We start from the raw sequence: 13,797 nt of genomic DNA, 5'->3' as shown, positions 1-13,797 counted from the left end.
CAACCCTTTTGCCACATTTTCGTCAACTTATAACTCATAGTACGTAATTCATGGACATACTACACGACTTACATAAACAACCTACTATAAGATACAACGGTTTTACTGCAACACTACACTACTGTTTTTTTGGAAAAGCCGAAAGGGAAGCGCAAAACTTGTTAAAGCCTGAGGATTACCGAACTCAACACTACTTTCGAATATGGTAACAACATAACTGCACACAAGGAAACACATAAAGCAACAACAACGCTGCTGCTGCCGCTACTACCCGCCGCGGCGGTACTTAAGACATTCACCACCCGCCGGATAAACTCGTTCAATGACCGCAACACAATAATCATTGCTGCGGGCATACCGCCGGTAATAATTTTTTTCAGGGGAACACCGAAATGTTTTTTTAGTAACCCCAGAATTTCATTCATACGTTTGACATAGGCGGCGATTGAACGTAGTTCCGGATTCATGTAATTTGTAATAAATGATACCAAAAACAGGTTCCGGAGATCTTCAAGTACACTTGCGGTAGTAACCTTGTTTCCCTGCGCATCACGCGCATCAAAGTCAGTACAGTAAATTTCGGAAAATAAAAAACCGGGAAGGAATGCCTTAAACCCGGTTACTTCACTATTCGCCATCACCTGCATACTCCCAACAACATTCCCGCTGTAGAAACCGACAGATGACACGCAACCGAGTTCCTTCCCGGTTAACATTAACATCACTATTAAACTGTACTGTACTAACCTTTTCTTTACCATACCCGTCTACTTTCGGTAACCTAGCCGCCATATCCCATAAAACTGCACTCCTGGGACTTAGGCCCATATCTCAAATTATACTTGAGATGCCAGCCTTTCAGCTGACCGGCTTTGCGTCCCCCCCTTTCGGTAGGGTTTGCCGTTTCGAGTAAACTTGCTAAAAATTTACCTAAAACGCTATCACACACTCTACTACTGCTTCACTCTTCGATAACATTAATAGCAAGTTTTCTCAAAATGTCAAGTAAAATCACAGCTGGCGAGAGGGGTTGAACCTCCGACCTATGGTTTACGAAACCATTGCTCTACCACTGAGCTACGCCAGCAATGAGGTTATTCTATATTATCACGGGCATTATTTACAATAAGAAAATGTAAGAGAGTTATTGCTGTCAAGTTTTCGTATATTACCATATGCAATTCTACCTGCATATAGTAATTGGCCAAAATGTATGTTATTCGTTTAAGTAAATAGGAACATCTTTTATTCCTATTACCTGAAGGGTTAACCCTTCTATTTTAGTTTTATAGGGTTTCATACAATCCTGCGCAATAAGAATATTGTTTCCTACAGGATATCGCTTACGAAATATTTTAAGGTTACCCGTTTCAAATTTTGATGCTTGCCATTTACATTCAACCGCCACCGGTTCATCGGGATTCGTATATAAAACAAAATCGACCTCGTGCCCGGCTTTATCACGCCAATAATGTATTTTTGTAGACTGCTGTACTGCAACAAGTTCATTTAACACCAACTGTTCCCATAAAACACCAGCTTCTTCAGTATGTATTTCGTTAATACCTTTGACAAAAACTACAAACCCGGTATCAAACCCGTATATTTTTGGCGCAGAAACAATTTCAGCAGATTTCCGGGACGAAAACGGGCGTATGACATAAATCAGCGATGTCAGTTCAAGCGCTGTCAAATACGAATACAATGTTGCACGCGATACCTCACAGGTTTGCGCATATTTTGTGGCTTCAAAAATCCCGCCGTTGTTAAGAAACAGAAGTTCAATAAATTTTAAGTATGAATACCGTTTTTCGAAATGAAATATTTCCTGTATATCTTTTACCCAGTAAGAATCAAGCCATTCTGAATACTGGTTTACATCGTATTGAGGAGCCGCCATAAACCCAGGCAACCCGCCGCGGAATAGCCGCATTTTTGTTGAGGTTATACCAAAATCGGCTGATTCATCACTCATCGCAGGGGTTAGATATAAATCGTACTTACGTCCTGTAAGCATATCCTTAAACCGTTTGTAAGCTCCTAAAGTAGAAGAACCTGTAGCAACAATTTTTGTACCCGGATAGTAATCCGCTGCGATCTTCAATAATTCCGAAGGATTGCCGAGTTTATGGATTTCGTCCAATACCAAAACGCTGTTTTTGTTTTCTTCAAGAAAATTTTCTGACTCGACTTCGCGCCTTATCGCTGGAAGTTCACAATCATAATATTTTGCGTTCGGGATTGATTTGCATAAACAAGTTTTACCAGCGCGGCGGACCCCGTGCAGCCAAATAATATTGCGTTTTTTAAACAAACGGCTAATCAATCCTAACCAATGAGTACGTTTAATCATAGTAACCTAAGTTTACATTTAGTAATACCATTTGTCAAGTATATATTCATAGTTCTGATGAAAGGTGAACCTCTTAACTGGGTCATAATTCAATGTTATTTTGCAAGTATCCTTTTCAGTATGATAAAAAGAACTTAATTGGTTTCAGTACAAAAATCCGAACAAGTATAACGGCACCTTTTTCCCATGTCCGATTTCTATGCGGTCCGCAGCAATATACGCGTTGTTCACGTTAGCCACCTGCGACCCGTCTTTGTTTTTACCCCCGATTTCAATCGTATACTTATCATCTACGGCGAAATCGCCTTTTTCGCTGTACGACACTTTATGTTGTTGGCCGAGTTGGTTAACAAAAAACGTTTCCCGTACCGTCCCTTGCTCACTTTCGGACCGTAACGCGCCACACAGCGCAGCTAGTAGGTTCGTGTTTTCCACAAACAACTTCGCAGGTTTACGGATAAGTTTATACCCTTTCCCTTCGGCGTACACACCAGCAAGCACACCGGCATCCTGCAAGTATTCCAGGTAATCATAAAGGTACGATTTTGACACGCCGGTTTCCCGGCTGAGCTTGTCAATATTGACGGTAAAAGGCGTAGACGTAGCAATTATCCAAAGAAGCTTTTTTATCGTAACAACATTTTTGCGTTTAAGATTTCCTACCACCGCGATATCTTCATAAAACACTTTTTCTATTATCCCCAACACTTTTTGGAGATACGTCCCGATCCCTTCCGTAACAAACGGGTAATATCCATACTGCAGGTACTCATTAAAATGTTTTAACACCTGTGTTTGTTTTAGTACTCCCTGCGCGATTTTTACGTGTTCCCGCAAGATGGTAGCCAACGGTACTGATGCAAATCCTGTGTTTTTTGTGAGGTTAAGATATTCACGAAACGACATCCCGCGAAGGTCGTAGTACGCCATCCTCCGGGACAGGTCCGCTTTACCCTTTTTTATCGATAGTGATGAACTGCCGGAAACAATTATTTGTTTGTCTTTGAAAGTGTCAACAATATTTTTTAGTTCTACCTGCCACGCGGGATATTTATGGATTTCGTCGATAACCAATGTTTTCCCGCCGTAACTAAAGTATTCTCCTGCAATATTGTACAGCCCCGCAGCAGACACTTCGACATTATCTGCAGAAAGGTATAAACATTCTTCTACGTCAGGTTGGTGTTCCTGTATATATTGAAGCAACAACGTAGTTTTCCCTGTCCCTCGCGCGCCTGTAATACAGATACAGCGCGCCTGCCAGTCTACCGCGGCATACAGGTAACGTTTAAACTTTAACGGCGCAGTTTTTACCGTGTTTTTATGTATAAAATACAGTTTATCAAGCATACTCGCAACCTCCTTCAAACTTCGGACACTTTTAAGAATCGTACAGTATAGTATACGATTATTGGCATAAATAATCAAGTACTGTTTACAGTCAAAACAGGGTATTACTGCAAATTAACCTGATCCTTACTTTTATTTACCGACGGTAGTATTATAGACCCCTCCGGGTTAGAATTCAATATTCTTGATTCCAGTTTATTGCGCGGGTAATTCTGAATCAATGATGCCAACCAGGTTGTAAACGTTACGGTTAACCTGCGCCATACGCCCAAGCAACGGTATGTATTCCTGATACTTAATATCAACAATACCTTTATTAGAATCCCTGCTTCCCACCGGCGCTTTTGGATCTTCCGGATCGTTATCAATATACCGGAACCAATGCCAGCCGACACACACTTTTGATTCCAGGAGTTTTAACACAAAATTCTGGTAAAAAATCCCGCGCTCATCCTGTGTCGGGACAATCCACCCTGCACCGTCGACATTACCAAGCCCGCTATCCCCGCCTTTAACATAAAACTCGCTGATGATCACAGGCTTACCGCCCCAGGATTCCCAAGTACGCAGCTGCGTAACATCAGGTTCCCACCGGCCGTAATAGTTTACGGATATAGCGTCAAGATACTTCCCGGATAACTCAAAAACCTTAGGGTTGCGTTTATTATTCGTATGAAACCTCGCACCGACGATCATATGTTTACTGTCATACTTACGGATTACACGGGTCACAATTTCAAAGTACTTACCGTAAATATACCCCATAAACTCGGTACGGTCTTCGGGATTAATATCCTGCAAACTAACATCCTGTTTCCCTTTACGTTCACGCAGCCATGTCCATGCAGCATCGTACTGTGGTTTAAAATCCGGGTTTGACGAGTCCAATGCGAGATAACCATCCAACATTTTCACTGGCGCAGGGAGTTCATTATCCGTGAAATATCCTAAAAGATAAGGATCAGCATCAAATAATTTTATATTTTCACGGACAAGCTCATCGCAAAAAAGTTCAAACCCCGGATGGAACAACAAAATCGCGTCATTAGGAAAACCCGTATGCCCGGGCTGAGTGATTGAAAGCTTCAACTTTTTTGCAAACCTTGCCATAAACGCCCAGTTATATGTATACGCCAACGGGGTATCCACTCTGCGAAGATAACTGTAGTTTGACCATGAACCAAGGCCATTGAAACCATTTTGTTGCAGCATTGTTACCGTATACTCCGCCCATGCCTGTGTTGTGACAAATACCTTCTGGAATTCCGACTTTGCATTAACCGAACTTGCGGGTGCAACGGTACACACACCGATATGGATAAACGGATTCCCATCGGGAGTAATAATCCACCACCGTTCCCCAACTTTTTTTGTATAAAAAAACCCGGTTGCAGGATAGACATTATCCCCTACTAAACCACCGTAGTTATCGAGGATGGTATTGGGTTCAGCCTCAACTTCTTTTATTAACAAATCAGCGGTAACCGCGGGGAACTCTTTCCACACTCCTTCAGCCAATGCTTTAGCTTTTACCTTAACCTCACCCATTGCATAAGGACTGACAATATTTTCTGTATTCACCCCGCCGACGCTATCAAGCGGATCACCTGCATTTACTTGAGACAAATTTAACGTTATCACACATACTATCGCAGCCGGTAAAACTACAAGCTTGCACGACTCATATATTCTCACCTTCAACCCTCCGTCACAGGAACAGATACACCTTCGGGGCTATTCCCTTGCCTATCATTAGTGATCAAACTTATCAAAAACACAAGCGTAACGCTTACAACAAACCCTAATAGTTTTGTGGGATATTCCGCCGGAAATAATAATCCTCCGGCAATCCACGCGATAAATCCGCCCACTGCACCTGCGATAACTCCCGCGGAGGTTGTACGTTTCCAGAACAAGCCAAACGCCAGCGGCGCGGTAAAGGACGTGAGCAATACCGTCCATGATTCCAAGCAAAGTTCGTATATATTCTGGAAATATAACGCCATAAATAAGGATACTATCCCGAGTATAGGCACCATAATTTTACACCAAAAAAGTTTTGTTTTATCATCAACATCTTTCACGAAGAACGGCACAACATTATTCCCGATAATACTCGCTGGAGCAAGCATCGCGGTATCTACACTGCTCATAATAGCGGATAACAACCCTCCTACCATTAAAGCCACAAGTGGTAACGGCAAGTATTGTATGCTAAGATCTATGAGTATAGACTCACCAGTATAGTTAGGAAGAAGTATAAACCCAACAATCCCAAGCATTACCGGCAACAATCCTACAGTCCAATACAAAATCCCCGCAATGACAGAACTCCACCTTGCAACTGTAACATTTTTTGCGGACATTATACGTGACACCAAATCCTGCCCGCCAAGCGAACCAAACCCAACGATAATCCAAGCTTCAATATACTTCATCCACTCAAGGCCGCTAGTAGTATGAGGATAAAAGTGTAATTTTTCCTTCGGTATCTGCTGAATAATATTAATTAACCCGCCATTAGTGGAAGATATATTATAAACCACTATCCCAAAACATACGATTATGAACCCCATCTGCACAAAATCCGTTACAGCATCAGCCCACATCCCGCCGGAGTATGTGTATATAATTACTACCAATGCACTGATAAATATCGCAGGTTCTATCCCCAACCCGGTCAACGCGTGAAGTACAGTCCCGAATGCAAGCATCTGCGCACCAATCCAGCCAATATATACCGGGACATAGAAGAGAGAGACCAGCATCCCAACGCGTTTACTGAACCGTAATTCAAAAAAATCAATTACTGTCTTGATTTTAAGTTTATAGAAATGCCCGGCAAAAAAAACACCTGAGATAATGAGGCATAACCCCGCACCAAACGGGTCAGCGATCACACCGAGGATACCTTTGCTATACGCTGTGGTAGCGGAACCCATACAAGTTTCCGCACCAAACCAAGTCGCAAAGATTGTCCCGATTGACAACCCCCAGGATAACCTTTGCCCAGCGATGATATAATCAGCTGTATCTTTAACTTTCCGGCTTGCCCAGAACCCGATCCCCAGCATTATTGCCATGTAAAAGACAACACCAACAATAATCCATACTTGTTGAAGAGACAATGTTTACCTCACTTTCTCTATTTTTTCAGATACCAAATTTTATCCGGTGCAATCTTCAGGGATTCAACTATATCCTCAATTTTGCATAGGTTCCCGGAATACCCGTCAAAATGAGAGTCCGACCCAAATGAAAACGTTACACCCTGTTCTTTCATAAACTGTAAGTATTCAATATACTGTTTCTTAAAACTATCAGAGTATCTATGGTTAACAAACATTGCCTGTGCGTTAATCTCTACAGCTTTCTTATTCTCGATACACGCCCGTGCGAATTCCTGATGCATAGATTTAGGGATAACATTAAAATCATCAAACCACGGTAAGGTTCGATAATTTTTATCCTCTTCCGCCCACGGGCCGTTCCACCACCATGGATGCACTACGATATCAATTAACGGATGCCTAGCGCAAAACATGTTCTGCCGGTGGTAGCACTTAATCATTTCTTCGCGTACCAGCGGCGTACCAAGTATCATATGCGCCCCGCCGATGACATACTCAAACCCCATTTCTTCCTTAAACTCCGGGGTAAGGTAGAACATATACTCATTTTCTTCAGCAGTAGTCGCCTGTATACTAAAAGTTTTGCTATCCCACCCGTGTTTTTGAAAACATATATCATCAAACTTGCGCAGGACGGGTACTTCCACCGCAAAATGTGTTATTAATCCATCAGGTTTCGGTGTAGCATCATATTCCGCGCGTGAGGCTTTTATTAATGGTACACAATACTCATGATTTAAATGGTCAGTAATCCCGAGTTCCCTAATCCCTGCATCCATTGCCTGGTTAAACACCGCAGACATAGTCCCGCGATGTTTCCCGCACATAGAATGCCGTGTGTGCATGTGCCAGTCATGAACAAATTTCATATTACATTTACTCCTTTTTACCTAAATTTTTTATCTTTTGTGCATCCATACATCATTTTCTTTAAGGCCTAATATATCAAACACATCGGTTATCTTATGTAAATCATCGGAATACCCCGGTTGGTGAGAGTCCGACCCTAACGAAAACGTAACTCCCTCCTGTTTCAGTAACTTAAGGTAGTCCATATACTTAACCCTGAATTGCGGGGGATACCAGCGGTTAAGGATTATATCCTTAGCATTAATTTCTATGGCCTTACCATTTTTTTTGCATACCCCCGCGAACTCCAGGTGTTTATTCACGGGTATGATAGCAAAATCTTCAAGCCATGGCTGGCCATGATACAACAACGTATCCTTATCCCTGAACCACGGCCAGTTCCAGCACCAGGGATGCCCTATAATATTAACTTTAGGCTGACTTGCGAGAAATATAAGTTGGTTATGATAACAGTTGATAAGCGAATCCGTCTCTTCCCGCGCACCTATCGGGAAATGAGCGGAACCTATTAAATAATCTATTTTCAGGGTTGAAATAAACTCCTCCGGCCAGTAAATTCTCAACTCCTCACCTTTTGCAGTTCCCGCGGGTTTTGTCAGAACCTGTGACGGCACCCAGCCTAGTTTCTCAAACTGTTCAAGGTCAAACTTCCGTAACGCGGATATCTCCAACCCAAACCTCATGGAAAAAGGTTTTTTTGTAGCTACGTATTCAGCATAACACGCTGCAATCATAGGAATATGATGCCGCCAGTGCATATGGTCGGTAACACCAAAATCCTCGATCCCCGCGGCGGTAACTTCCTTTGCAAGCACTGCAATTGTAGCAGGATGCTTCCCGCAGGAAGAATGGCGGGAATGCATATGCCAATCAGTTTTTACTTTCACTCTAGTACTTTATACTCCCTTGCTAATCTTAACAATTCCTTCTTATTATTACACCCGGGATTATCCATCACGCATTCCAGTAAATAATCCAAAACTTTACCTACTATCGGGCTAGAGGGTATCCCCATGGTTTTCATTATATCATAACCATCAACCACGAGTGATGACACAGTAACCGCGACCTTATTCTCAACTTCCTGACTGATCCGTTTCTTTAATTCACGCAGTTTATAATCCACGCCCTTAGTTCCGCTGGCTTGACGGTCAGCAATACGTAACGCGAACATATCCTCAAGATTTTCAAGCCCAACCTTTGCGATAAACCGCCTTACCGCCGCAGAAGTCCAGTTGTTTGTATACTCAAACATATGATACTTAATCAAATGCGTTACTTTACGGATAACATCATTTGAATATCTTAAACGGTTAAGTATACCTTCCGCCTGTTTTACGCTTAACTGTTCATGATTATAAAACACAACGCGGTAATGCCCAGTTTTTTTATCCTTAACCTTTTTTTTCTCACCAACTTTTCCAATATCATGCAATAACGCAGTGAGGCGTACCACAATATTATCCTGCGGTGCGTAATCACAGGAGTACAGGTTATGCAGGAACACGTCATACTTATGGAACTCATTCTGTATAACACCGCTTCCGATAGTAAGTTCAGGGATAATGTGTTCCAATAACCCTGTATCCTGCATTAACTTAAACCCATAACTTGGCGTCCCGGATTTCAGTAATAACTTATTAATTTCTTCCTGTACACGCTCATTTGAGACTGTCTTCACAAGTTTTGAGTGTAACTGCATTGCAGATAATGTACTTTTTTCTATCTTAAACCCAAACCTCGCAGCGAACTGCGCAGCACGCAGCATGCGCAACGGGTCATCCACAAAACTTTTTGGTGTTATCATACGGATAAGTTTACGTTTAATATCTGCTCTTCCATTAAGCGGATCAACCAACTCTCCGGTTTCCAGGTTATACGCCATAGCATTAATCGTGAAATCACGGCGGGTAAGGTCAGCCTCTATCGGCAACTCATGGCTGTATTTAACAACAAAATCGCGGTGCCCAAGCCCAACGGAATACTCTTCCCGGGGTAACGCAATATCTACAGTATTACTCCCAAAACCGTTTTGAGTAAATTTAATCACCCCGAATGACTTACCTACAAGTTCAACTCTCCCGTATTCTTTCAACAATGCAACCAGTTTTTTCATTGGAATATTTGTTACGAGATAATCACTGTCCTTAGTCATCATCCTGGGATTAATAATTTTATCACGTACAGCACCGCCGACGAGGTACACCCCGCCGTTCAACGCAAAAACTTTTTTCTGCCAGCCAGGCAGTTTACCGCCAATCTTTTTACTAATACTCAAACCTTATCTCCCCGAACAACAGAGGTTCATGGAACTTATGTTCCAACGGTGACCAACTGCTAAACTGTTTACTTATAGTATCATTACGGCAAACATTCAATCCCCACGCATCACCGATCTTTATACCCTCACGCACAAGGCCTGTGATCAATATCCTCGCTTCCCCCACCCACTGTGAAGACTGGGTTGATGTCTTAACATCCCAGTTCGCGTTCCATGACATCCTACGCGGTGACTGCGCATCATATTTCCCACCCATAAAGTTATAAACCAACTGGTAATACGACGTAAAGTTATATAACGGATCAATGAATAGTTCAATTGAATCATTAAGATATACACTACTATCACGCTGTACCACATAATCCTTCTCAGCTTCATACCGCTCAACGTCTGTTACAGACATAATATAAATATACTTATCGTCATACATCAACTTCACAAGTGTATTATGCACAGGAGCCGTACCGCCTACTGGACTTCCTACCACGGAAAAACTTGTGAACGTACAAGCATACCTGCTATTCCATATATCATCAATACTACCGTCGATAACCGGCGGGGATGCTTCTTTCCCCAATTTTTTTACTACCGCGCTTTTGCGGTTAAGGTACAGCTGCCCGAACTTCATCGCGGGTTCATAAAACCGTATTTTAACCTGATACGCGATATCTGTCCCGCTGATATTTCTAGAAATTTCCTTCATCCAGAATGACAGTTCATTGATAACCTGCCGCATCTCCTCACGCGCTAATGCTGATGCAACGATAACATCCTTATCCGCGCTTGTCATACGTTTTTTTATCTCGCCATATTTTTCATAAGTATCCCTGAACTTTGTTATAGGTTCATACATCACCTCGTTAAGATAACTTGAGATCGCGTTCTTATAGGATTTCTCAGGTTCATACTTTGCAGGGTTCCACATATAATCCGCAGCCATTAGGTATCCTATCCTGTCATTTGAACGATTAACAAAACCATTAACCATTACACCACGGTAAGCTGTTACTTTCTCAAATCCCGGATAAAACTTTGTCACCCACGGTTTAAACCCCTGGGGTAATGTATTATCCCAGAGATAAAGCTTATGTTTTTTTACGTACCGCGAATATATCTCAACCTCCTTTTTTGTGAGGTCACGTGTACGGTCGGTGTATCCGGTCCAGATGATAGGTATCTGGGGATAAACCTTTTTACCGATAGTATCAAGGTACTCAACCGCGCTTTTACGGTCAGTCGTCCAACCATCAACCTGATAACGCTGGTAATAAGCGTTAACAAACGAAAGTTCCATCACTGGGTATAACGGTTTAAGTTTATCATAAACAGCATTAACCAATACCGCCTGTGCATTACCCAGGGTACCAAATTTATTTATATCCCCCGGATTATCAAGTATAAAAACTTTATTTTTGTATGTAACCCAATCATCCGCGCAGATCATCACATACTTAACTCCAAGGTCAAGCGCGGATTTTAATGACTGGACATACTTTTCGATATCCCCGTCATTGGATACAACAATTTTGCGGGTATCCCCTTCTTTCATTTTGTAGGGATTCAACATAAACCCGTGTTCTACAATCATCTTCTTCTTAATATTCCCTGCTGATAACGCAACATACTCCTTGATTTTACCGTCGGGTTCAAGCCAGTTAAGCGGGCCATATGAGTTATAGAAAACATTAAGTTTGTACTGCCCCATCCAATCAACACTTTCAGAGCTTAATGTCCAGTCATCCACTGCACGGTGTTTATACACAGGCCAGTCATCAACCTCAACCTTACGGACTGACAGTTTCCCGTCGGACATCAATAACAACTGCTTTAACGACTGAATGCTGTAATAACTCCCCATCGCGTCATATCCGGTACAGATAACAAACATTTTCCCGGACTCTTCTACAAACCGAAGTATATACCCTTGTTCACCAGGATACCCGGGTTTAACCACCTTTTTTTTGTTATTAAACCTTTTATTCACGGCATTACTACCCGGAGTCCCGATTGTTATCACTGTACTATATGCCGAAGTATCAATTTTGTCATCCATAATATTAAGTAAGGTTCCGGTATGAAACTCAATTCTACGTGCAAGCTCTTCCGCAGCAACTTTTTCCTGTACCACAGCAGCAGTACCAACTATAATCACGCATTTATCGAGATCCTCAATCCTGTGAAACTCTTCAAAATACTTAACCTTTTGCGGGCATGGTATTATCACACCGGTATAATGCGGCCATAACGGCACCACTGCGTTTACTACCTCAACTGCCAGGATAGTTACCGTTATAATACTAATTCCCAGTTTTTTGATTACACTTCTAATCACGCCTCCCGCCTTCCTCACTTTTTAATCTAAACATTGTTTTTAATAACATACTTCCCCTGCACAAAATCACAGATATCATCATACACCGCACGGTCTTCCGCAGCAACAGCAGCCCTTGTTCTAATAAACCCGTCTCTACTAAGATACCACGCGATAATGGACTCTGTCATATACCCATACTTAACCCCACAGTTAAGATATTCCCGGAACCTCATACGCCGAAGTTCCGCCCGCCCTACGGATTCATGATCACTCAACGCGTATTCTATCTCAATCCCGGCATGCCTTTTTTTTGCAGCCATTGCTGCGTGCTCAATCCCGGTATAGCGTTTATAAAACAAAAAGTTCGGCTGGTAAAACGCGCAATCAAAATAGTAGTTCTCGTAATCATCAAGGACATGTTCATTGTACGAACAAAAGTACGGTATCCAAAATAATTTATGCCCCGAGGAATTAATCACAGGCTTAACTGTTTTCAATAATACATGATCGTCGATATCCCAACTACGGAATACCGTCTCAAACGGCCAGTAGAATCCAAGTAAATTAATGTTTACGTACTTTTTATCATTCCATCTGGTTACGCACTCGTTTACAAACCAGCGTACTGCTTCAATCCTCTGTGCAGTCGCGCGTTCAAGATTCTGTTTAACTGTAGTAAAATCAAGATTATCCCCAAACCGTTCCTGCTTAATACTTGGATATGGTATTGTCAGAATTACATTAACCTTTTCTCTTATAGCACCGGGCAACTTTTTGTTTTTTAGAACACCCGCAGTATGATTTAGATTATCAAGATTCCGTCCTTTATCAAAATAGAAACCTATGATATCCTCCCAATCACTTTTCTCCATAGGATTTGGTACGGGTACAGCATGGAAGTTGCCTTCCCCGCAGCGGGTAGTACCTGCATTAACATCAGCAAGAAGTGTTCTCTTCCTTCCGCTGTTTAACGGAAAAAACAGTAGTGAATCATACAACCAACTCACCTCAGTATCGGCAGAATCCATCCTTACAAGATGAATTTTAAACTCGCCGGGGGTCCAGTCTATCCCGGTATTCCCCTGATACAACAACGCAAGGTGACGCATAAAATTATATTCTTTTTTACAAGGTTCAAAGTATTTCATTACCAGTTTTTTACAACTTTCCCAACCATTTAAGTATATTAAGCATAAACCCAGTATGCTCAAACATTTGCACACCATGGCCTGAAGGCTGAACATCAAGAGTTACACGGCTACTGTTATTCTCAAAAATACTTTTTATTTCATTCGAACTGCCATAAGAGTAATTATCCGTCTGTGATACCCCAATGAATACCTGTCGTTTTCCATATATCATAGCCGGGGTAGAGCATTCAATCCCGGCATAAACCATCCCCGGAGATAATAAGATTAATGCATCAATATTTTTATTCACCGCCGCGGTATTAAGACAAATATTAGCACCGATACTTGCCCCGCAGAGAATTATATTA

The 13,797-nt window shown here is 42.0% G+C and carries 11 protein-coding genes, 1 tRNA gene and 1 riboswitch; all 12 genes read right to left on the bottom strand.

Annotated elements, in window-relative coordinates; genetic code table 11:
* Positions 1–161: 161 nt before the first annotated feature.
* Positions 162–761: a hypothetical protein gene (locus WC955_06045; protein ID MFA5858609.1), complete on the bottom strand. Its 600-nt coding sequence runs from the start codon at positions 759–761 to the stop codon at positions 162–164.
* An 11-nt stretch (positions 762–772) separates the two neighbouring features.
* Positions 773–912, bottom strand: a riboswitch (cyclic di-GMP riboswitch).
* Between the two features lie 103 nt (positions 913–1,015).
* Positions 1,016–1,087 (bottom strand) — tRNA-Thr (locus WC955_06040).
* Positions 1,088–1,216: 129 nt separating this feature from the next.
* Entirely contained in the window at positions 1,217–2,314 is a 1,098-nt protein-coding gene (locus WC955_06035) for a DUF4143 domain-containing protein (protein MFA5858608.1), read from the bottom strand.
* 183 nt (positions 2,315–2,497) lie between these two features.
* Positions 2,498–3,703, bottom strand: a complete 1,206-nt coding sequence (locus WC955_06030) for an ATP-binding protein (protein MFA5858607.1) — start codon at positions 3,701–3,703, stop codon at positions 2,498–2,500.
* 195 nt (positions 3,704–3,898) lie between these two features.
* Positions 3,899–5,398, bottom strand: a complete 1,500-nt coding sequence (locus WC955_06025; GenBank protein MFA5858606.1) for an agarase — start codon at positions 5,396–5,398, stop codon at positions 3,899–3,901.
* Between the two features lie 2 nt (positions 5,399–5,400).
* The gene (locus tag WC955_06020; GenBank protein ID MFA5858605.1) at positions 5,401–6,786 is read right to left on the bottom strand and encodes a sodium:solute symporter family protein; all 1,386 of its coding nucleotides are present in this window, start codon (positions 6,784–6,786) and stop codon (positions 5,401–5,403) included.
* Between the two features lie 62 nt (positions 6,787–6,848).
* Positions 6,849–7,703 (bottom strand): PHP domain-containing protein, encoded by an 855-nt coding sequence (locus tag WC955_06015; GenBank protein MFA5858604.1) that lies wholly within the window; start codon positions 7,701–7,703, stop codon positions 6,849–6,851.
* A 30-nt stretch (positions 7,704–7,733) separates the two neighbouring features.
* Entirely contained in the window at positions 7,734–8,591 is an 858-nt protein-coding gene (locus WC955_06010; protein MFA5858603.1) for a hypothetical protein, read from the bottom strand.
* Positions 8,588–9,982 (bottom strand): HD domain-containing protein, encoded by a 1,395-nt coding sequence (locus WC955_06005; GenBank protein ID MFA5858602.1) that lies wholly within the window; start codon positions 9,980–9,982, stop codon positions 8,588–8,590. The genes WC955_06010 and WC955_06005 overlap by 4 nt, the downstream gene beginning before the upstream one ends.
* A complete protein-coding gene (locus WC955_06000) occupies positions 9,972–12,317 on the bottom strand; it encodes a beta-N-acetylglucosaminidase domain-containing protein (GenBank protein ID MFA5858601.1) in 2,346 nt (781 codons plus the stop codon). Before WC955_06000 ends, WC955_06005 begins: the two co-directional genes overlap by 11 nt.
* Positions 12,318–12,343: 26 nt before the next feature.
* Positions 12,344–13,447, bottom strand: a complete 1,104-nt coding sequence (locus WC955_05995) for a DUF4855 domain-containing protein (protein MFA5858600.1) — start codon at positions 13,445–13,447, stop codon at positions 12,344–12,346.
* Positions 13,448–13,457: 10 nt separating this feature from the next.
* A partial coding sequence (locus WC955_05990; GenBank protein ID MFA5858599.1) for a hypothetical protein occupies positions 13,458–13,797 on the bottom strand: 340 nt, incomplete at its 5' end.

It is taken from the genome of Elusimicrobiota bacterium, from assembly GCA_041658405.1.
In the GTDB taxonomy this organism is placed as follows: Bacteria; Elusimicrobiota; UBA5214; order JBBAAG01; family JBBAAG01; genus JBBAAG01.
Note: the sequence above shows the minus strand (reverse complement) of the source record. Positions and strands in the feature narration are given on the sequence as shown.

Coding starts and splice junctions, on each gene's coding strand:
- WC955_06045 (MFA5858609.1), bottom strand. CDS start 761: ATGGTAAAGAAAAGGTTAGTACAGTACAGTTTAATAGTGATGTTAATG.
- WC955_06030 (MFA5858607.1), bottom strand. CDS start 3,703: ATGCTTGATAAACTGTATTTTATACATAAAAACACGGTAAAAACTGCG.
- WC955_06020 (MFA5858605.1), bottom strand. CDS start 6,786: ATGGCAATAATGCTGGGGATCGGGTTCTGGGCAAGCCGGAAAGTTAAA.
- WC955_06015 (MFA5858604.1), bottom strand. CDS start 7,703: ATGAAATTTGTTCATGACTGGCACATGCACACACGGCATTCTATGTGC.
- WC955_05995 (MFA5858600.1), bottom strand. CDS start 13,447: ATGAAATACTTTGAACCTTGTAAAAAAGAATATAATTTTATGCGTCAC.